The 19,109-nt window shown below is 76.0% G+C and carries 18 protein-coding genes; 7 read left to right on the top strand and 11 right to left on the bottom strand.

Features of this window, described 5'->3' with window-relative positions:
• Positions 1-72: 72 nt before the first annotated feature.
• From HCN08_RS28330 to HCN08_RS28340, 3 genes are all read right to left on the bottom strand, one after another.
• Positions 73-750, bottom strand: a complete 678-nt coding sequence (locus HCN08_RS28330) for a Rossmann-fold NAD(P)-binding domain-containing protein (RefSeq protein ID WP_167986114.1) — start codon at positions 748-750, stop codon at positions 73-75.
• Positions 751-849: 99 nt separating this feature from the next.
• Complete coding sequence (locus tag HCN08_RS28335; RefSeq protein WP_167986115.1) at positions 850-1,488, bottom strand: NAD(P)-dependent oxidoreductase; 639 nt, start codon at positions 1,486-1,488, stop codon at positions 850-852.
• Between the two features lie 89 nt (positions 1,489-1,577).
• Positions 1,578-2,042 (bottom strand): MarR family winged helix-turn-helix transcriptional regulator, encoded by a 465-nt coding sequence (locus HCN08_RS28340; protein WP_167986116.1) that lies wholly within the window; start codon positions 2,040-2,042, stop codon positions 1,578-1,580.
• 193 nt (positions 2,043-2,235) lie between these two features.
• Here HCN08_RS28340 and HCN08_RS28345 point away from each other — a divergent pair, with 193 nt between their 5' ends.
• Positions 2,236-3,513, top strand: a complete 1,278-nt coding sequence (locus HCN08_RS28345) for an MFS transporter (RefSeq protein ID WP_167986117.1) — start codon at positions 2,236-2,238, stop codon at positions 3,511-3,513.
• Here the strand turns inward: HCN08_RS28345 and HCN08_RS28350 are convergent.
• On the bottom strand, positions 3,485-4,021 hold the full coding sequence (locus tag HCN08_RS28350; RefSeq protein ID WP_167986118.1) for a hypothetical protein: 537 nt from the start codon (positions 4,019-4,021) through the stop codon (positions 3,485-3,487). The genes HCN08_RS28345 and HCN08_RS28350 overlap by 29 nt on opposite strands.
• A gap of 236 nt (positions 4,022-4,257) precedes the next feature.
• On the opposite strand from HCN08_RS28350, the gene HCN08_RS28355 reads away from it, so the two are divergent.
• Positions 4,258-5,625, top strand: a complete 1,368-nt coding sequence (locus tag HCN08_RS28355; RefSeq protein WP_167986119.1) for an NAD(P)/FAD-dependent oxidoreductase — start codon at positions 4,258-4,260, stop codon at positions 5,623-5,625.
• Positions 5,626-5,652: 27 nt separating this feature from the next.
• Here HCN08_RS28355 and HCN08_RS28360 read toward each other — a convergent pair whose 3' ends face one another.
• Complete coding sequence (locus HCN08_RS28360; protein WP_167986120.1) at positions 5,653-7,623, bottom strand: ATP-binding SpoIIE family protein phosphatase; 1,971 nt, start codon at positions 7,621-7,623, stop codon at positions 5,653-5,655.
• 131 nt (positions 7,624-7,754) lie between these two features.
• On the opposite strand from HCN08_RS28360, the gene HCN08_RS28365 reads away from it, so the two are divergent.
• A complete protein-coding gene (locus tag HCN08_RS28365) occupies positions 7,755-8,474 on the top strand; it encodes a ribonuclease H family protein (protein ID WP_407648904.1) in 720 nt (239 codons plus the stop codon).
• Between the two features lie 21 nt (positions 8,475-8,495).
• On the opposite strand, the gene HCN08_RS28370 is transcribed toward HCN08_RS28365, so the two are convergent.
• Genes HCN08_RS28370 through HCN08_RS28385 form a run of 4 tightly spaced genes read right to left on the bottom strand, consistent with a single transcriptional unit; the run spans position 8,496 to position 11,277 of the window.
• The gene (locus HCN08_RS28370; RefSeq protein ID WP_167986121.1) at positions 8,496-9,356 is read right to left on the bottom strand and encodes a DUF4232 domain-containing protein; all 861 of its coding nucleotides are present in this window, start codon (positions 9,354-9,356) and stop codon (positions 8,496-8,498) included.
• Positions 9,340-9,831, bottom strand: coding sequence for an RNA polymerase sigma factor (locus HCN08_RS28375; RefSeq protein WP_167986160.1), 492 nt, complete (start codon positions 9,829-9,831; stop codon positions 9,340-9,342). The genes HCN08_RS28370 and HCN08_RS28375 overlap by 17 nt, the downstream gene beginning before the upstream one ends.
• A gap of 53 nt (positions 9,832-9,884) precedes the next feature.
• Positions 9,885-10,544: a class F sortase gene (locus tag HCN08_RS28380; RefSeq protein WP_240970508.1), complete on the bottom strand. Its 660-nt coding sequence runs from the start codon at positions 10,542-10,544 to the stop codon at positions 9,885-9,887.
• Between the two features lie 4 nt (positions 10,545-10,548).
• Entirely contained in the window at positions 10,549-11,277 is a 729-nt protein-coding gene (locus HCN08_RS28385) for a DUF4232 domain-containing protein (RefSeq protein WP_167986122.1), read from the bottom strand.
• Between the two features lie 306 nt (positions 11,278-11,583).
• On the opposite strand from HCN08_RS28385, the gene HCN08_RS28390 reads away from it, so the two are divergent.
• From HCN08_RS28390 to HCN08_RS28405, 4 genes are all read left to right on the top strand, one after another.
• The gene (locus HCN08_RS28390; RefSeq protein ID WP_167986123.1) at positions 11,584-12,852 is read left to right on the top strand and encodes a VWA domain-containing protein; all 1,269 of its coding nucleotides are present in this window, start codon (positions 11,584-11,586) and stop codon (positions 12,850-12,852) included.
• On the top strand, positions 12,852-13,700 hold the full coding sequence (locus HCN08_RS28395) for a hypothetical protein (protein WP_240970509.1): 849 nt from the start codon (positions 12,852-12,854) through the stop codon (positions 13,698-13,700). The genes HCN08_RS28390 and HCN08_RS28395 overlap by 1 nt, the downstream gene beginning before the upstream one ends.
• Before the next feature lie 282 nt (positions 13,701-13,982).
• A complete protein-coding gene (locus HCN08_RS28400; protein WP_167986124.1) occupies positions 13,983-14,750 on the top strand; it encodes a dienelactone hydrolase family protein in 768 nt (255 codons plus the stop codon).
• Between the two features lie 100 nt (positions 14,751-14,850).
• Positions 14,851-15,153 carry a YciI family protein gene (locus tag HCN08_RS28405; RefSeq protein ID WP_167986125.1) on the top strand — a complete coding sequence of 101 codons (303 nt, stop codon included), beginning with the start codon at positions 14,851-14,853 and terminating at the stop codon, positions 15,151-15,153.
• Here HCN08_RS28405 and HCN08_RS28410 read toward each other — a convergent pair.
• Together HCN08_RS28410 and HCN08_RS28415 are read right to left on the bottom strand one after the other, a co-directional pair.
• Positions 15,125-16,087, bottom strand: coding sequence for a carbohydrate kinase family protein (locus tag HCN08_RS28410; RefSeq protein ID WP_167986126.1), 963 nt, complete (start codon positions 16,085-16,087; stop codon positions 15,125-15,127). The genes HCN08_RS28405 and HCN08_RS28410 overlap by 29 nt on opposite strands.
• A gap of 150 nt (positions 16,088-16,237) precedes the next feature.
• Complete coding sequence (locus tag HCN08_RS28415) at positions 16,238-19,108, bottom strand: NHLP bacteriocin export ABC transporter permease/ATPase subunit (RefSeq protein WP_167986127.1); 2,871 nt, start codon at positions 19,106-19,108, stop codon at positions 16,238-16,240.
• Position 19,109 lies beyond the last annotated feature (1 nt).

Genomic DNA, 19,109 nt, shown 5'->3' on the forward strand with positions numbered 1-19,109 from the left:
CAGCTTGTGCCCGCTCGGCCCCCGGGGTATGTCCCCCGGGCGTGAAGACCGCCCGAGTCGCCGAACGCGGCCTCACGCGCCGGCCCCCGCGCCCAGCCGGTTGATGTCCCGGGTGGACAGGATGTGCGGCCCGGCGCCCGCCAGCCGCACCACCGCCAGCATCGACCGGCCCAGCACCTCGGTCGTCGTCACCCGGTCCGGGACCAGGCGGTGCGCCAGCGGGTAGAGCCAGGAGGTGAGCCGGTAGGCGATCCGGTAGAGCCGGGTGCGGGAGACCGCTCCGTCGACCGGGCGGATGTAGCCGGGGCGGAACATGTACGCGCGCATGTCCATCGCGAGCAGGGCGTTCTCGGTGCGGCCCTTGACCCGGGCCCACGCGACCCGGCCCTGCTCAGTGCTGTCGGTGCCGGCGCCCGAGACGTAGGTGAAGGTCAGGTCGGGGTTGCCCGGCGCCAGCAGGCGCGCGGCGGCGAGCGGGAAGTCGTGGCTGACCCGGCGGTAGACCTCGGCGCTGTGGCCGCTGGTCGACACGCCCAGGCAGTAGAAGCAGGCGTCCGCGCCGGCCAGCTCGGCGGCGACGGGCGTGAGGTCGGTGAAGTCGTGGTGCGCGACCTCGCGCAGCTTGGGGTGGGCCAGGCCCAGCGGGCTGCGGCCGACCGCGACCACCTCCGTGACGCCGTCGTCCAGCAGCGCGGCGCGCAGCGCCCCGTGCCCGACCATGCCCGAGGCACCGAAAACAACCACCTTCATCGCGGGCCGCCGCCGCCTTCCGTGTGAACGGGCGCCGGCCGCACCCGCGGAGGGACGATGGTAACGCCCTGGTGGGCGGCAACTCCCCTGCCGGGCGGGTCAGTCCGCGATCACCGCGATCTTGTGCAGGTAGTCGCCCGAGGTGACCCGGCCGAGCATGAAGGCGGCCACGTCGGCCCGCGCGACGGTGGGCACCCCGCGCAGCTCCAGCCGCTCGCCGTGCCGGTAGCGGCCGGTGGGGGCGCCGTTGGTCATCATCACCGGGTAGACCAGCGTCCAGTCCAGCCCGCTGCGGCGCAGCAGGCGCTCGCCGGCCGCCTTGTCGGCGTAGACCCGGCTTAGCAGCGCGCGGTAGGCCAGCCGCGGCAGCGGCGGCACCTCGGCGAGGGTGTCCCCGACGCCCAGCCCCGACAGCCACACCACCCGGGCCACCTCCGCCTCCCGCATCGCCGTGACGATGCGCGCGGTCGCCTCGGCCATCACGGTGGGCGCCCGTACGCCCTGCCAGGTGCGCTCGGTGCCCAGTGCGCTGACGACGGCGTCGGCGCCGGTGACGGCCGCGGTCACCGCGCCCTGGTCCGAGGTCGCCTCGCCGGTGAGCACGGTCAGCCCGTCGTGGGCGGGCGGCGCCTTGGCGGGGTCGCGTACCAGCGCGATCAGCTGGTGGCCGGCGGCCAGCGCCTGCGCGACGAACCGGCGCCCGGTGCCGCCGGTGCCGCCGAAGACCGCGATCCGCACCTCGTCCTCCCGCTGCTCGGGGGTGGCCGCGGCGGTCCGCGGGCCCAGGCTGGTAACCGTACGCCGCCGGGTGCGGTGGGGGCGCGGAGTCAGGCGGGGACGGGCCCGCCGATGTGCTCGACGGCGGCGACCAGCGGGGCGAGCCGCGGGTCGGCGGCGGCCCGGCCGAGGGCCTCGCGCAGCGCCGCGTCGCCGGTCGGGCGGGCGGCGGCGAGCAGGTCCGCGCCGGCCGCGGTGACGTCGGTGTAGATGCCGCGCCGGTCGGTGGGGCACAGGTAGCGCGAGAGCAGGCCGCGTTCCTCCAGCCGGGTGACGAGCCGGGTCGTCGCGGACTGGCTGAGCACCACCGCGTCGGCGACCTGCTTCATCTGCAGATGCCCGCCCTCGCCGTCGTGCTGCCGGCTGAGCACGTCCAGCAGCGAGAACTCGCGGACGCTCAGCCCATGGCCGTCCTGGAGCGCCCGCTCCAGGTGCGCCTCGATCCGCCCGTGCAGCAGCGACAGGGCGCACCAGCCGGCGGCGAGTGCGGTCATGGCCGGATCGGTGGCGGTCATCGCTCCTCCATGGCGGGGCGGTGGGCGGCGGCTGCCGGGCCTGGTTCCGCCCGCTTCCGCCCCACTCTAACGCGTTTGCAAATAACCCGCGCCTGCAACTATTGTCAGCGCGTGTTAAGTGCCGACGCGCTTAACGCGCTGCCGCACATACACATGCGCCGCATACACATGCCATCGGAAGGGTGTGCCCCTCATGCCTCTCGCCTTGCTGGCCCTCGCCATCGGGGCCTTCGGGATAGGCACCACCGAGTTCGTGCCCATCGGGCTGCTTCCCCAGGTCGCCGACGACTTCGGCGTCTCGGTCCCGACCGCCGGATTCCTGGTCACCGGATACGCCCTCGGTGTCGCGGCCGGCGCGCCGCCGATGACCGCGCTCGGCACGAAGATCACCCGCAAGCGCATGCTGGTGCTGCTCATGGGCGTCTTCACCGCCGGCAACCTCATCTCGGCCGCCGCCCCGGACTTCGGCGTCATGCTCGCCGGCCGGGTCGTCACCTCGCTCGCGCACGGCGCCTTCTTCGGCATCGGCTCGGTCGTGGCCGCCGAGCTCGTCGCACCCGCCAAGCGGGCCGGCGCGATCGCGGCGATGTTCACCGGCCTGACCGTCGCCAACGTCCTCGGCGTGCCGCTGGGCACCTTCGTCGGCCAGGGCGCCGGCTGGCGCGCCACCTTCGTGGTCGTCGCCGGCCTCGGCGTGCTCGGCATGATCGGCGTCGCCGCCCTCGTCCCCGACCTGCCGCGCCCCGCAGGCGTCAGCCTCCGGCACGAGGTGGCGGTGCTGCGCAACCCGCAGGTGCTGCTCGCCCTCGGCATGACCGTGCTCGGCTTCGGCGGCGTCTTCGCCGCCCTCACCTACCTCGCGCCGATGATGACCGACGTCACCGGCTACTCCGACGGCGGCGTGACCTGGCTGCTGGTGCTGCTCGGGCTCGGCATGGTCGCCGGCAACCTCGCCGGCGGCAGGTTCGCCGACCGGCGGCTGATGCCGGCGCTGGTCACCTCGCTCGGCGGCCTCGCCGTGGTGCTCGGCCTGTTCGCCTTCACCGCGCACGACAAGGCCGCAGCCGCCGGCACCGTCTTCGCCGTCGGCGCGCTCGGGATGTCCACCACCCCGCCGCTGCAGAAGCGGGTGCTCGACCAGGCTGCCGGCGCCCCGACGCTCGCCTCGGCCGCCAACATCGGCGCCTTCAACCTCGGCAACGCGCTCGCCGCCTGGCTCGGCGGCCTGGTCGTCTCGGCCGGCCACAGCTACGCCACCGCCAACTGGGTCGGCGCCGGGCTCGCCGGCGGCGCGCTGCTGCTGGCCTTGTGGTCGCTGGCCCTGGAACGCGGCGGCGCCCGCCGCCCCGGGCGCCTGGTCGTCCGCTCGGTCGCCGGCACAGGAACCGGCGCGGACGCGAGCGGTACCCGGTGCGGGCCCGCGGCGGACGCCGCCGCCCGGCTCAGCCCGCCGGAGTCACGCCCACGCTGACGAAGGTGACGTCCACGGTCGCCGGCTGCGCGGTCGCGCTGGTCGGCGCCGGGACGAAACCGACCGTCCCGGTGCCGGAGCACGGCAGGTTGAGGTCCGCCGGGATCGGCACCGCCAGCCCGTACGCCTTGATCACCGTCTGGGCCGACACCGACGTGGCGTTGCCGAAGGCGACCAGCACCCGGTCGGCCGACTCACCCGTGTAGCCGACCCGCGCCTGCGCGGGAGTGTTGCCCTGGACGAGCTGCACCGACACCGTCTGCCCGGCGAGCGGGTGGCCGGTGGAGTCCCAGCTGACCGGTCCGAAGCAGCCGACCTTGATCACCGCGTTGATCGTCACCCCGTTGACCTGCCCGACGAACGTCTGGTGTGCCCCGACCGGCAGCGGTGAGACCTCCGCCGCCGCCGCGGACGACATCCCCAGCGCGCCGCCCAGCACGGCGACCGCCGCGACCGTGCCGCAGGTGCCTAACCGCGAGCCGCGTGCCCCGGCCTGCCTCTTGCGCATGTCTACCTCCGGAAGTTGTGGGGGACCCCGGGGCCGTCCGCGGCCCCGGGAGTACGAGGGCGAACCGTGCGAGAGCACCAGCATGGTAGCGAGCCGCGGCCCGATCCGACCCCGTCCGTCCGCACCCCGCCCGGTGGCGGGGCGCAGGGCCCCGGGGTAGGACAGGAGGTGCGAAGCGCCCGCGTGCGGGAAGGCGAACCGCCGGACCGCAGGCACCCCCAGAAAGGGACGACATCGTGGCACGACCGAAGATCCTCGTGGTGGGCGCCGGTTTCGCCGGGGTGGGAGCCGTACGCAGGCTGGAGCGCAACCTCGGCAGGGACGAGGCGGACATCGCGCTCGTCACGCCGTTCTCCTACCAGCTCTACCTGCCGCTGCTTCCCCAGGTGGCCTCCGGGATCCTGACACCGCAGTCGATCGCGGTGTCACTGCGCCGCAGCCGCCGCTACCGCACCCGGATCATCCCCGGCGGCGCGGTCGGCGTGGACACCAGATCCAAGGTCTGCGTGGTGCGGACGATAACGGACGAGATGGTCAACGAGCCCTACGACTACATCGTCCTGGCCCCCGGCAGCATCACCCGCACCTTCGACATCCCCGGCCTGGTCGAGAACGCCCGCGGCATGAAGACGCTCGCCGAGGCCGCGTACGTACGCGACCACGTCATCGCCCAGCTGGACCTCGCCGACGCCTCGCACGACCCGGTCGAACGCGAGTCGCGGCTGCAGTTCGTCGTCGTCGGCGGCGGCTACGCCGGCACCGAGACCGCGGCATGCCTGCAGCGGCTCACCAGCGCCGCGCTGTGCCGCTACCCCCGGCTGGATCCCAAGCTCATCAAGTGGCACCTGATCGACATCGCCCCCAAGCTCATGCCCGAGCTCGGCGAGAAGCTCGGCGACAGCGCCCAGCGGATCCTCCGCGACCGCGGCATCGAGATCTCGCTCGGGGTGTCCATCGCCAAGGCGGGGCCGGAGGAGGTCACCTTCACCGACGGCCGGGTGGTGCCCTGCCGCACCCTGATCTGGACCGCGGGCGTCGTGGCGAGCCCGCTGATCGGCACGCTGGGCGCCGAGACGGTACGCGGCCGGCTCGCCGTCACCCCCGAGATGACGCTGCCCGGCGCCGACGGGGTCTTCGCGCTCGGCGACGCCGCCGCCGTACCCGACCTCACCAAGGGCGAGGAGGGCGCGGTCTGCCCGCCCACCGCGCAGCACGCCATGCGCCAGGGCGTACGGGCCGCCGACAACGTCATCGCCTCGATCCGGCACCGGCCCCTCACGCCGTACAAGCACAAGGACCTCGGGCTGGTCGTCGACCTCGGCGGGCGGGACGCGGTGTCCAAGCCGATGGGCATCGAGCTGCGCGGCATGCCCGCGCAGGCCGTCGCCCGCGGCTACCACTGGTCGGCGCTGCGCACCAACGTCGCCAAGACCCGGGTGCTGACCAACTGGCTGCTCAACGCGGTGGCCGGCGACGACTTCGTCCGCACCGGCTTCCAGTCGCGCAAGCCCGCCACACTGCGGGACTTCGAGTACACCGACGCCTACCTGTCGCCGGACGAGCTGCGCGACCAGATCGCCGACGCGATGCCGCAGCACCACTGACCCCGCCGCCCGGACGCCGGGCGGCGCTCACTCCCAGGAGTCGACGGACGGTTCCTCGCCGTCCGCCGGCTCCTCGGCCGTGTCCTCCTCCTCGTCCTCCCACAGCGAGAACCACACCGTCTTGCCCTCCGACTCCGGCCGGACGCTCCACTGGCCCGACAGGATGTCCAGCAGCATCAGCCCGCGCCCGGAGGACGCCATCTCGCCGGGGCTGCGCTGGTGCGGCAGCTCGTCGCCGTTGTCGGCGACCTCCACCCGCAGCACCCGGCGGCCCGGCTCACCGGTCAGCGACGCCGACAGCGACGCCGACTGGTCGGTGTGCATCAGCACATTGCCGACCAGCTCCGACGTCAGCAGCACCGCGGTGTCCACCTGGTCCGGCTGCGCCCAGTCGTGCAGCAGCGCCTGCAGCTCCGCCCGCGCCTCCGACAGCCCCTGCGCCTGGTCCTGCTCGATGGTCAGCACCAGCTTGCGCTCGGGCACCACCCGCTGCTGCACGCCCGCGTCACGGCGCAGCAGCAGCAGCGCGATGTCGTCCTCGTTGCGCGGCGCGAGGTCCGGGCGGGCACCGGCCGCCGCCCGCTCGTCGTCGCCCTCGCGGACCGGCGGCTGCGCCAGCGGGTCGTTCACCGCCTTGATCAGCCGGTCGGCGATGCCCTCCAGGTCGTCGGTCGGCCCCGGCGACATCGCGTCCCTGACCCGCACCCAGCCGCTGTACATGTCGTGCCCGCCGGTCTCGATCAGGCCGTCGGTGCACAGCATCAGGATCTCGTCGGGCCGCAGCTCCAGATCGGTCACCGGGTAGTCCTCGGTGCCCGGCATCAGGCCCAGCGGCAGCCCGCCGCCCACGTGCTTGAGCATGCACGTGCCGTCCGGCAGCCGCAGCACCGGGTGCGGATGCCCGGCCCGCGCGATGTGCAGCATCCCCGTGGACGGCTCCGCCTCGATGTACAGGCAGGTGGCGAAGCGGTCGTCGTCCAGCGCGGCCAGGAAGTGCGAGGCCCGCACCAGCACCGCGTCCGGCCCGTGGCCCTCGGCGGCGTACGCGTGCACCGCCGTGCGCAGCTGCGCCATCAGCGCGGCGGCGTGCACGTCATGGCCCTGGACGTCGCCGATGACCACCGCGAGCCGCCCGCCGGGCAGGTTGATCACGTCGTACCAGTCGCCGCCGACCACCAGCCCGCCGCCCGTCGGCACATACCGGGTGGCGACCGTCAGCCCGGCCGTCGCCGGCGCGGTGGCCCCCATGCTGCGCCGCAGCCCCCGCGACAGCGCCAGCTCCGCGGTGCCGGTCCTGGTGCGCTCCAGCGCCTGCGCCACCAGCCGGGCGATCAGCACCAGCAGCGCCCGCTCGTCGGTGCCGAACTCCATCGGCGTACGGAACGAGACCAGGCACACCGCGCTGACGTGCCCCGACGTCACCAGCGGCAGGAACGCCCAGGCCTGCCGCCCGTAGCGGGCGGCCAGCGGCCAGGTGGCGGGGTAGCGGGAGCGGTACTCGCCGGGCGAGGACAGGTACACCGCGCGGCCCCCGGCGACCACCTCGGTGGCCGGGAAGGTCGTCGCGACCGGCATGTGGAACGCCTGCTCGTCGTCGCCCCTGCGGTAGCCCCACTGGCCGATGACCTTCAGGAACTTGTCGGTGACCCCGAAGACCACCAGCCCGTCCAGCGGGAAGCCCGGGGAGGACAGCCGGGTCACCGTCTTCAGGGCGGCCGACAGCGACTCGGTCTCCGCCAGGTCGTGCCCGGTCTCCAGCAGCAGCGCGTCGCGCCGCCGGTCGGCCCCGGCGGCGCCGCCGTCCAGGGCGGCGGCGGTCTCCGCGGCGGGCGGCGCGGTGCGCGCGTTGGGCTCGTCGGAGAACCGGTTCATGGCGTCGATCTGCCGCCGCTCGGCGGCTTCCGCCTCCGTCGGCTCGCGGCGGCCGGCGTCCCGCGGCCCGCGAGTGCCGTCGTCCGCCGGCTCGCGCGGCTCCGGACGGCCCGCTCCGTTGCCCATCCCGGCGCCCTCTCACCGCAGCGGTGTGCTGTCCGTACCCATGCTCGGTGACGACCGCGATCGGCGCACTCGGAGCGCCGCCGGCGGGGCCGGTGTGCCCGCGGCCCCGGGCGGCTGGCATCCTCGACGGTGTGGGTGAACGCATCATCGCCGCGTGTGACGGGGCATCGAAGGGCAATCCGGGACCTGCGGCTTGGGCCTGGGTCATCGCCGACGACCGGGGCGACCCGGCGCGCTGGGAGGCCGGGCCGCTGGGCGGCACGACCAACAACGTCGCCGAGCTCACCGCGCTGGAGCAGCTGCTCGGCGCGGTGGACCGGGATGTCGCGCTGGAGGTCAGGATGGACTCGCAGTACGCGATGAAGGCCGTGACGACCTGGCTGCCGGGCTGGAAGCGCAAGGGCTGGAAGACCGCGGCCGGCAAGCCGGTCGCCAACCGGGAGCTGGTGGTGCGCATCGACGAGCTGCTGGCCGGCCGGGACGTCGAGTTCCGCTACGTGCCCGCGCACCAGGTGGGCGGCGACCGGCTCAACGACTTCGCCGACCGGGCCGCGAGCCATGCCGCGATCGTCCAGGAGGCGGCCGGCAGCCACCTCGGCTCCCCGCCGCCGCCGCGCACACCGGACACCGTCCGCAAGGCGCCGCGCCCGTCCGGCGCGACCGCGGTGTCCGGTACGGGCGGCTCCTCCGGTACGCGCTCCGGCGGCGGCGCGGGCGGCGGCTCCGGTTCGGGCCCGGCCCGTACCCTCAAGGCCAAATACCCCGGCCGCTGCCGCTGCGGGCGCCCGTACGCCGCCGGCGAGGTCATCGCCAAGAACGCCGACGGCTGGGGCCACCCCGACTGCCGCTGACCGGGCCGGGCACGCCGCCGGCTACCCCGGGGGGTTGCCGGTACGGCCCGCGGTGAGCGGGGTGATCGTGAACAGGTCCGAGCAGATCGTGACCTCGCCGGGCACGTCCAGCCACTGCTTGCTGCCCGGCGGGTAGATCCGCACCTTCGCCGAGGCCGCCCAGCACGTGCCCATCCGGTTCGCGGTGTGGATCGTGTCGCTCGCCGTCTGGCCGGGCCCCAGTACCACCTGGCTGTAGCCCATCGCCTGCCGGTCGGCCGGCGTGCCGATGCGCTTGCCGCCGGCGTCCAGCAGCGACACGCCCGGGTAGCCGGTGAGGTGGCAGGCGGTGGAGCCGTGGTTGGTCAGCAGCAGATAGCGGTAGAGGTTGCCGGCGCCCGCGTCGCTGCCGCCGAGCGCCGCCGTCAGCTGCGAGGCCGCGCACATCGGGGTCGATCCGCCGCGGGTGGCGGTGCCGTCGTCCGGGGCCGGTGTGCCGGTCGTGGTGGCCGGGCCGGTGCTCGCCCCCGGCGACGGCGTGTCGCCGCCGCGCCGGGCGCTCGGGGTCGCCGACGGCGCGGCCGGCGAGGTCGGGCCCGGCGGCATGGGCGTCACCGTCCGGGGCGCCGGGCTGGTCAGCGAGTTCGTCGCCGGCGGGCTCACCGTGTCGTGGCCGCCGCGCGGGCCGAGCGCGCCCACCAGGTACAGCGACCCGCTCAGCACCGCCGCCGCGGCCAGCCCGCCGCCCGCCGTCCGCAGCCGCCGCCGGCGTGCCGCCCGCCGCCGGATGTGCCCGAACGCGCCGGGTGGCGGCGGCAGATACCCCGGCGGCTGCCGCAGCAGCGGCTCGTCCGGGCCGGGGACCTCGGGGTCGCCCCCCGTGAGGTCAGGAAATCCGGTCATGGTGTTCCTCGAGTCGGGCACGCAGCAACTGGCGGGCGGAGTGCAGATCGGCCTTGACGGTGCCCTCGTTGCGTCCCAGCAGCGCGGCCACCTCCCGGACCGGCAGGTCCGCGTAGTAGTAGAGCAGCACCGGATTGCGCAGCCGCTCCGGCAGCGACTGCACCAGTATCCGCACCGACGGGTCGGCGGCCTCTGCCTGCGCGCGCAGGGCCTGCTCGGTCGTCACCCGGCGCAGCGCCCGCCGCTCGCGCTCGGTCCTGCGCCAGTGGTCGCGTACGAGGTTGGCCGCGGTCACGAAGAGGAAACCGGTGGGCTCCTCGACCCGGGTCCAGCGGGCCCACAGCCGGGTGAACGCCTCGGCGGCGATCTCGTGCGCCGTCCCGTCGTCGTCCACCAGCCGGCGGCACCAGCCCGCCAGCCTCGGGTACACGGCTTCGAACAGCTCGGAGGCGGCCCGTTCTTCCTGCTGCCGGATGACGCCCCTCCTCACTCCCGCCACCGGGGTGGCGACCGCCGCGGACCAGTCGTTCACGAGCCGTCGACCAGCGAGGCGTAGACGATGACGTTGTCCGTGTACCCCGCTCCGCCCGACAGTTTCGTGCCGCCGCAGGTGATGAGACGCAAGGCCGGGTGGTCGACGTTCCCGTAGACCTCCTGCGTCGGGAAGTGGGACTTCGCCACCGTCTGCACCCGCTCCACCGCGAACGTCGCGACGCTGCCGTCGGCCCGGTCCACCAGCACCTTGTCACCGGGCCGCATACGGTCCAGGTGGCGGAACACCCCGTCGCCGTACCGCCCCACCGTCACATGCCCCAGCACCACCGCGGGACCGGTCTGGCCGGGCGTCGGCGACCCGTCGTACCACCCGGCGGGGGAGTGCGCCGCGATGGGCGGTACGCGCACGGTGCCGTCGGGTGCGAGGCCGAGCGGCATCACGGAGGTGTCCACGCCGATGCCCGGGATCCGCAGCCGCTTCGGCGCGGACCGGGGCATCGCCGCGGCCGGCGGTGCCGCCGGGGCGGTGGTGGCCGGGGCCGTCGCGGTGGAGGCGCCGGCGGCCGGCGCGGTGGGCGAGCCCGGGCCTTCCGGCCGCGAGCCGGTGCCGGGGTCGTTGCACCCCGCCAGCACACCCACCGCGAGCACGGCGCCCGCCGCCCACCGGGCCGGCCGGGCAGTGAGGACGGCCAACGCGTCAGCCCCTGCTGCCGCGGCGCCGGGCCGCCGCGACCCCCAGGCCGCCCACGACGAGCGCCGCCGCGCCCGCGGCCAGGCCCACCGTCAGGTCCGGGTTCCCGCTGCCGCCGGTGCCGGCGGCCAGGCCGGTGTCGGGGGCGCCGCTGGGCACGGTCGACACCTGCCCGCCCGACGACGACGGGGACGTGGCGCTGCGGGTCGGCTGGGGCGCGCCCACCGGGTCGCTGCCGTGGCTGCCGGCCGCCATCGGCGTGACGGTGAAGGTGTCGTGGCAGTTCGCGATCTTGCCGGCGATGACGGTCGAGGCCGTGTTGCCCGGCGGGTAGATCCTTATCTTTGCCGACGTCGGCAGGCAGGTGCCGAGGTGGTTGACGGTGTGGATGGTGTCGCTCGCCGAGGCGCCCGGCTTGAGCTCGACCGCGGAGTAGCGGCTCGGCTGGCGGTCGGCCGGCTTGCCGATCTGCTTGCCGTTCGCGTCCAGCAGCGACACGCCCGGGTAGCCGGTGAGGTGGCAGGTCGTCGAGCCGTGGTTGGTGAGCACGAGGTACGTGTAGAGGTTGCCCGCGCCCGCGTCCCCGCCGCCGAGCGAGGCGGTCAGCTGCGAGGTGGCGCACATCGGCGTGCTCGGCGCCTTGGCCACGGGGGCCGAGGCGACCGCCGGGGCGGCCCCCGCGACCGCCACCGCGATGACCGCCGCCGCACCGGCGGCGAGTTGGGTGCTGCGCATGTCCCGTCCCTCTTTTCCCCGGCGGCCCGCCCGCGCACCGTGGGCGCGGGGCCGGGCCGGTCCGGCAGTCGGGGGCAGAGACGACACGGGCGCGCCCCGGGTTGTAAAGACTTCACCAAGTCCTCCCGGGGCCGGCCCGCGCGCCCGGCCGTACCCGGCGCCAGCCGGGCCGCCGCCGCCCACCCGGGCGCACCCGGCGTGCCGGCCGTCGTGCGGCGTTTCCCCGGCGTTTCCCGACGGCGCGTCAACTCGGCCCGCTGACCAGCCGACTTCATGATTGCGGGGCACCTTCACTACGATCCTGCGATGATCATGAGAAGACTGCTGGCCACGGGAATGGCCGGTGGCCTGCTGGCCACCCTCGTCTGCGGGCTGCTGCCCGCCGGCGCCGCAGCCGACGACGGCGAACCGGCGGCGCAGCCCGCACCGAAGGTCGAGCTCGTCCTCGACGTCAGCGGCTCCATGCGGGCCACCGACATCGACGGGCAGAGCCGGATGTCGGCCGCCAAGCAGGCGTTCGACGACGTCCTGGACTCGACGCCGCAGAACGTCCAGCTCGGCATACGCGTCCTCGGCGCGGACTACCCCGGCAACGACCGCAAGACCGGCTGCAAGGACACCCGGCAGCTCTACCCGGTCGGACCGCTGGACCGCACCGAGGCCAAGACCGCGGTGGCGACCCTCGCCCCCACCGGCTGGACGCCGATCGGCCCCGCGCTGCTCGCCGCCGCCGACGACCTCAAGGCCGGCGGCGACGGCACCCGCCGCATGGTCCTCATCACCGACGGCGAGGACACCTGCAACGCCGACCCGTGCGACGTCGCCCGCGACATCGCCGCGCAGGGCATCCACCTGACCATCGACACGCTCGGCCTGATACCCGACACCAAGACCCGCAACCAGCTCAGCTGCATCGCCGAGGCCACCGGCGGCACGTACACCACCGTGCAGCACAAGGCCCAGCTCACCGACAAGGTGCAGCAGCTCGTCAAGCGCAGCACCGACCCGGTCGTCACGCCCGTCGCCACCCGGGGCGCCGGCTCCTGCGCGGACGCGCCCGTGCTCAAGGCGGGCCTGTACTCCGACCGGGAGACCTTCTCCGAGAACCGCTGGTACCGCGTCGCCGTGCCCCCGGGCCGCGAGCTGCGCGCGTCCGTGACGATCGCCGACGACCGCGCCGTCAACGCCGGCTACGGCGTGCTGCTGCGCGGCGTCACCCTGCACGGCCGGGAGATCGTCCGCGACGACGAGGGCGGCACCGGCCGCACCGACGCGGTCTCCGCCGGCATCCGCTACCCCAAACCGAAGGCCGACGACGACACACCACCGGAGACCGTCTGCCTCCAGGTCGGCAACTCCTTCTCCGCGCCGGCCACCGTCAAGACCACGCCTGGCCTGCCCGTCGAGCTGGTCATCGACCTCGTCCCGAGCCCCGACCAGCCCTCCGACGTCGCCTTCTTCGGCCTCGGCCGCGGCTGGTGGCTGCTGGGCCTGCTGACCCTCACCGGCGGCATCGCCGGACTGCTCACCGGCTGGGTCGCCCGCTGGCGGACGAACACGGGAAGGGCCTCCTGATGCGCACCGCACGACGACTGGCCGCCGCACTGCTCTTCGCGGCCACCGCGCTCGCCGTCCCGGCCGCCGGGCAGGCCGCCGCGGACGCCACCCCGAGCGCCACCCCGACACCGACCGCCACCGACGGCTCCGCCGGCGACGACGGGCCGCCCACCGAGGCCGGCACCAACTTCCGCACCGCAGTCGCGATCACGCAGGGCGAGCAGGCCACCGCCGCCGCCTCCGCGGGCGACTACCTCTACTGGGTGGTGCCCGCCGACACCGGGCAGAACGTCACCGTCGAGGCCACCGTGACCTTCGGCTCCGGCACCGGGACGGCCGCCGCGCACGGCGCCTCCACCTGGCAGCTGGACGTCTACGACGGCCTGCGCCGCCGCCAGCCGTGCCGCTACGGCGCCCAGACCCGCACCGCCGCGGCCAACGCGCAGAGCGTGCAGCTGGTCTGCCACCTGCGGACGGTACGCGCCTGGGCCGACACCTGGTCCAACGACCCGCTGCGCGGCGCGTACTACCTGCGGCTGACCGCGCTGGAGGTCACCGACGCCGATCTCGGCCAGCCCTTCCGCGCCGCCGTCGAGGCGACCTCGGACGGCACCGCCGGCCGCGACGCCGTCGACGGCTCGGTCGCCCCGGTGGTCTCCAGGACCGCCCCCGACGTCCGCCCCGGCGACGGCTGGGCCGGCACCTGGTGGTCGCCGCGCTGGCTGTGGACCACCGGCGGCGGCCTGCTCGCCGTTGCCGCGGCGCTCGCCGCCCACCGGCTGGCCCGCGGCCCGATCGCCCGGTCGTACCGCCACCGCCCGCCCGAGCCCCCGCGCCCGCACGAGCCGCCGCCGTACGGCTCCTGACCCTCGTGGGGCCGCGCCGCCGGGAGCACCGCCCGCTCCCGGCGGCGCGCCGCGTCCCGGCGGTCCCGGGCGGGAAAAGGGCCGGGCGCGGCGCGGCCGGAGCTGATAGCGTGCCGGTGGCCGTGAAGATCACCGGAAGGAGGTGGGACCCGTGAACGCAAGACGTCTATGGGTGCTCCTTCCTGCCCGCACGGTCCAGGGCGGACGGACGTAGGTCCCGCCGGGAGCGCCCCTTTCCGAGGCACTCCCGAAAGGCAGCATCCCGTGCATTTCGCGCCCCGCGTGCGGTTCACGTCCGAATCGTCGGCCGACGGCATCGTCACCCGCGACTTCACCCTCGACGGCATCCCCGGCGTCCTGTGGTCGCCGGCCGCCGGCCCCTCCCGCGCGCCCCTGGTCCTGATGGGCCACGGCGGCGGCAACCACAAGCACTCCCCGGCCATGTCGGGCCGCGCCGCGCTCCTGGTGCGCGGCGGCGGCTTCCACGTCGCCGTCATCGACGCGCCCGGGCACGGCGACCGGCCGCGTACCGCGCACGACGAGCAGGAGATCGCCGCCCTCTACGCGGCCCGGGCCGCGGGCCGGCCGGAGGGCCCGATCGTGGTCCGCTACAACGCCCATCTGGCCGAGCAGGCGGTGCCCGAGCACCGGGCCGTCCTCGACGCCCTCCAGCGGCTGCCGGAGATCGGCGCCGACGGGCCCGTCGGCTACTTCGGCCTCAACATGGGCACCGCGATCGGCGTGCCGCTGGTCGCGGCCGACCCGCGCTTCACCGCCGCGGTCTTCGGCCTGCACTGGCCCGACGCGCTGGCCGGGCACGCCCGGCGGATCACCGTGCCCGTCCAGTTCGCCATGCAGTGGGACGACGAGCACATCCCGCGCGAGGCCGCGCTCGCGCTCTTCGACGCCTTCGCCTCGAAGGACAAGACGCTGCACGCCAACGCCGGCCGCCACAAGGAGCTGCCGCGTTTCGAGGCGAACGACGCGGTGCCGTTCTTCGTCCGGCACCTCGGCAGCGCGATCCCCGGCGCGTCACCTGCCCTGACGTGAGGTGACCGCCATTCGGCGCCCCCGCCCGCCGCGGCCGGGGGCGCCGGACCCGGCGGCGTGCGAGGCTGCTCCAGCGAGCCGAACCACCGAGGGAGTCACCGTGCTGCATCTGCTGTTCCTCACCTACACCGCCGCGGAAGAGGACGCGGAGCCCTTCGTCCGGGACCATGTCGCCTTCCTGGAGGAGCACCACGGCGACGGGATCTTCCTGGTCTCCGGGCAGACCGCCCCCACCACCATCGGCGGCGCGATCATCGCCCAGGGCGTGGACCGCGCCGGGGTCGAGCAGATCGTCCGGCAGGACCCGTTCGTCACCCACGGCGTCGCGGAGTACACCATCACCACGATCGTCCCCGGCCGCGTCCACCCCGCCCTCAGCGCCCTGCTGGCCCAGAGCTCCTGACCGCCCCGCGCAGCACCGCCGCGTCCAGTTCCGCCGCGTCCGGCGGCCGGGCGCCGGCGCGCGAGACCGTCAGCGCCGCCGCGGTGCCGGCCCGGCGCAGCACCTCGGCCAGCGCGGGGCCGTCCAGCCGGGCGGGCAGCAGCGGGCGGGCGGCGGCGCCGGTCAGGCCGAGGGCCGCCAGCGCGTCGAGCACCGCCGCCATGAAGGCGTCGCCGGCCCCCACCGTGTCGGCCACCTCGACCGGCACCGGAGCGGCCGTCACCCGGCCCGCCGCCGTGAACGCGTCCGCTCCGCGCGCCCCGAGCGTCACGAACACCACCGCGGGGCCGAGGGCCAGCCAGCGGCGCGCCACCTCGCCGGGGGCCTCGCCCGGGTGGAGCCACGCCAGGTCCTCGTCGCTGGCCTTGACGACGTCGCTGAGCGCCACGCACCGCTCCACCGCTGCGAGCGCCGCCGCCCGCTCGCCCATCAGCGCCGGCCGCACGTTGGGGTCGTAGCTGACGGTCGCCGTTGCCCGCATCCGCTCGGCCACGCCCTGCGCCGCCGCGGCGCCCGGCGCGGCCACCGCGCCGATCGACCCCAGGTGCACATGCCGCACCCCGTCCGCGGGCGGCTCCACCGGCCGCAGCGTCCAGCCGATCGCGAAGTCGTACGAGGCGGCGCCGCGCGCGTCCAGCGTCACCACGGCGGTCGGCGTGGCAAGCCCCGGCCGGCCGTCGGCCAGCAGCTCCACCCCGGCGGACTCCAGGTGCTCCCGGATCAGCGCGCCGGCCGCGTCCTGCCCGAGCTGGCTCAGCAGCCGCGCCCGGTGGCCCAGCCGCGCCAGCCCGTAGGCGACGTTGGCGGGGCTGCCGCCGGGGTGCGTGACGTCGGGCGCGCCGGGGGTGCGGACGATGTCGGCGACGCACTCGCCGATCACCAGGAAGTCGCTCATCGGCTCATCATCCCGCACGCCCGCCCCGCGACCCCCGCGCCCGCCCGCCGCGCCGCCCGCGCCCGCAGGGCCCGCCCCCGCAGGGCCCGCCCCGCCCTGCCGCCCGCCGAACACGCCCGCCGCCCCCGCAGGGCCCGCCCCCGCGGCGGCTCACAGCGTCTGCCGCCGCACCAGCGCGTGGAACGCCCCGCCCTCCTGCGCCAGCAGCCGCTCCGGCGGGCCCTCCTGCACGATCCGCCCCGCCTCCATCACCACCACCCGGTCCGCGTCCAGCACCGTCGACAGCCGGTGCGCGACCACCACCCGGGTCGCGCTCAGCTCCCGGGTCGCCGCGATGACGGCCCGCTGCGTCGCGTTGTCCAGCGCGCTCGTGGCCTCGTCCAGGAACAGTACGCGCGGGCGCCCGATGAGCGCCTGAGCGAGCATCAGCCGCTGCCGCTGGCCGCCCGAGACGGCCCCGCCGCCGTCCGGCAGCACCGTGTGCATGCCCATCGGCATCGCCCTGACGTCCGCGGCGAGCCCGGCCATCTCCGCCGCCCGCCACGCCTCGTCCAGCGTGTGGTCGCCGGCCCCGCGGATGCAGTCGAACACCGACCCGCTGAACGGCTGGGCGTGCTGGAGCACCACCCCGCACTGCCGCCGCACCGCCGCCCGGTCCAGCGCCGCCAGATCCTGGCCGTCGTAGCGGACACTGCCCGACAAGGGCGCGTCGAAGCCGATCAGCAGCCGCAGCAGCGTCGACTTGCCGCACCCGCTCGGCCCGACGACCGCCACGAACTCGCCCGGCGCCACCCGCAGCGACACCTCGTCGAGCACCAGCGGCCCCTCACCCGGATAGCGGTACGACACCCCGGCCGCCTCGACCGCGCCGCCCAGCACACCGGGCTGCGTGCTGCCCGCCGGCACCTCGGGGGCCGCCCGGAGCACCGGCCGCAGCTGCTCCACCATCGGCAGCGCCGCCACCGCGGACAGCAGCGCCCCGCTCAGCTGCCCGGCCGAGGAGAGCAGCATCGTGGCGGCCGAGGTGAAGGCCAGGAAGGCCGCCGGCGACAGGCTGCCCCGCGCCGGGCCCGCCACCAGCGCGTAGACCGCGAGCGAGCACAGCGGCAGATGCACCGCGCCCACGACCGCCGCCGTATTCGCCGCCCGGCCCGCCCGGCGCTGGAGCTCCCGGCTGCGGGCGAAGTCCGCCGCCCACGCCGCGTAGGCGAAGCTCTCCGCCGCCGCGACCCGCAGCTTCGGCAGCCCCCGCAGCGCCTGGAAGGACCGGTCGGCCAGCCGGTTGGTCAGCTCCACCAGCCGCCGCTGCCAGCGCAGTTGCCGCAGGCCCGCCGCGAGCAGCGCCGCGGACGCCACCGCCAGCATGCCCAGCACCGCGAGCGCCAGCGGCACGCTGAACCACAGCAGCAGCGCCAGGTTCACCGCCGCGACGGTCCCGGACTGCACGGCCACCGCCGTCGTGCCCGACAGCACCCGGCGGATCGCGCTGACGCCCATCGCCGCGCTCGCCAGCTCGCCCGTGGAGCGGCGCGCGAAGAAACCGGCCGGCAGCCGCAGCAGCCGGTCCCACACGGCCGGTTGCAGCGCCGCCTCGACCCGGCCCTCGATCCGCAGCACCGCCAGGTTCTGCACCAGCATGAAGGCCGCCGAGACCACCGTCGCGGCCACCACCGCGAGCGCCGCCTGCACGATCAGCCCGTTCTCGCCGCGCGGCACGTACGAGCCGAGGACCCGCCCGGTCGCCAGCGGCACCAGCGCCCCCAGCCCCACCGCGACCAGGCTCGCCGCCAGCAGCCGCGCCACGTCCCGCCCCGTGCCGCGCAGCCCGGACCGCAGCAGCCGCCGCGCGGACACCGGGCCCGGCGGCAGCGGGCGGTAGAACATCACGGCGTGCCCGGCCAGGCCCGCCGCGAAGGCCGCCCCGACCCGGACCGTACGCCCCGCCGCCGGGTCCACCGCCAGGTAACCGCCCCGCCGCCACAGCAGCGCGACCGGCGCGCCCGCCGACGTACGGCCCACCAGGGGACCGGCGTCCGTACGCCACCAGCGCCCGCCGAGCGCGACCTCCCGGGTGCGGAACCCCGAGGCGAGCGCCACGCGCTCCACCGCCCCGACCCGCGCGCCGGCCGCCCCGGGACCCGGCGCCGCCACCTCGACGCCGCCCGCCGCGCCCACCAGCCGGCACACCGCGAGCACCGCGTCGTCCCCGTCCCCGTCCCGCTCCCCGCCATCGCCGTCGCCGTCGCTCGCCGCGGGGCCGCCCAGCGCCGACAGCAGCAGCCGCTCCGCCCGCGCCCCCGCCGCCTCGCCGGCCCGCGTCCCGGCCGCCGCCCGCTCCTCGTGGGCGTGCTCCAGTTGCGCGATCCAGCGCCCCAGCGCCACCAGCAGCCGCGACTGCTGCCGGACCATGCGCCGCCACAGCTCGCCGTCCACCAGCAGCTGCCCGGCCGCCTCCGGGCTCACGTCCCCGCCGTGCCGTACGCTCCCGGGCGCCACCTCCACCCACTGCCCGTCGTCCTGCGCAGGCTCCGCCGCGGCGCCGGCGGCCGGCCGCCCGTCCACCCGCGCCTCGAACACCAGCCGCAGCCCCCGCCCGACCCCGCGCGCGAACGCCTCCTCCAGCGCGCTGCGTTGCGGATACGGATACGCCCCCGGCTGCGCGAACAGCTCGCGCAGCGCGATCCGCCGCAGCCCGCAGCCCGGCAGCGGCCGGCCCACCAGCGTGTGGTGCGGCCCGCGCGGCGGCCCGAGCAGCGCGGTGCCCGCCGCCAGCCGCCCGAGGAAGTGCCAGCGGCCCGCCCCGTCGCCGCCCACCGCGAAGAGGTCCATCGCCCCGCGTGCCACCACCCATAGCGCCTCCGGGCCGGCGAGCGGCACACTGCGCAGGCCCCCGGCGTCCACGTCCTCCCCGAGCCCGCCGAGCACCGCGACCACCGGATCGGCCGCGCCGCCCGCCGCCTCGTACGCCCCCTCGCCGGCCGCCCCCGGTGGCAGCGCGGCACCGTCCGTCGCGTACGTCATC

It is taken from the genome of Actinacidiphila epipremni, from assembly GCF_012034175.1.
Classification (GTDB): Bacteria; Actinomycetota; Actinomycetes; order Streptomycetales; family Streptomycetaceae; genus Actinacidiphila; species Actinacidiphila epipremni.

Excerpts from the sequence above, each read along its gene's own strand:
- HCN08_RS28330 (WP_167986114.1), bottom strand. The coding sequence starts at position 750 with ATGAAGGTGGTTGTTTTCGGTGCCTCGGGCATGGTCGGGCACGGGGCG.
- HCN08_RS28340 (WP_167986116.1), bottom strand. The coding sequence starts at position 2,042 with ATGACCGCCACCGATCCGGCCATGACCGCACTCGCCGCCGGCTGGTGC.
- HCN08_RS28345 (WP_167986117.1), top strand. The coding sequence starts at position 2,236 with ATGCCTCTCGCCTTGCTGGCCCTCGCCATCGGGGCCTTCGGGATAGGC.
- HCN08_RS28350 (WP_167986118.1), bottom strand. The coding sequence starts at position 4,021 with ATGCGCAAGAGGCAGGCCGGGGCACGCGGCTCGCGGTTAGGCACCTGC.
- HCN08_RS28360 (WP_167986120.1), bottom strand. The coding sequence starts at position 7,623 with ATGGGCAACGGAGCGGGCCGTCCGGAGCCGCGCGAGCCGGCGGACGAC.
- HCN08_RS28370 (WP_167986121.1), bottom strand. The coding sequence starts at position 9,356 with ATGACCGGATTTCCTGACCTCACGGGGGGCGACCCCGAGGTCCCCGGC.
- HCN08_RS28385 (WP_167986122.1), bottom strand. The coding sequence starts at position 11,277 with ATGCGCAGCACCCAACTCGCCGCCGGTGCGGCGGCGGTCATCGCGGTG.
- HCN08_RS28390 (WP_167986123.1), top strand. The coding sequence starts at position 11,584 with ATGATCATGAGAAGACTGCTGGCCACGGGAATGGCCGGTGGCCTGCTG.
- HCN08_RS28395 (WP_240970509.1), top strand. The coding sequence starts at position 12,852 with ATGCGCACCGCACGACGACTGGCCGCCGCACTGCTCTTCGCGGCCACC.
- HCN08_RS28410 (WP_167986126.1), bottom strand. The coding sequence starts at position 16,087 with ATGAGCGACTTCCTGGTGATCGGCGAGTGCGTCGCCGACATCGTCCGC.
- HCN08_RS28415 (WP_167986127.1), bottom strand. The coding sequence starts at position 19,108 with ATGACGTACGCGACGGACGGTGCCGCGCTGCCACCGGGGGCGGCCGGC.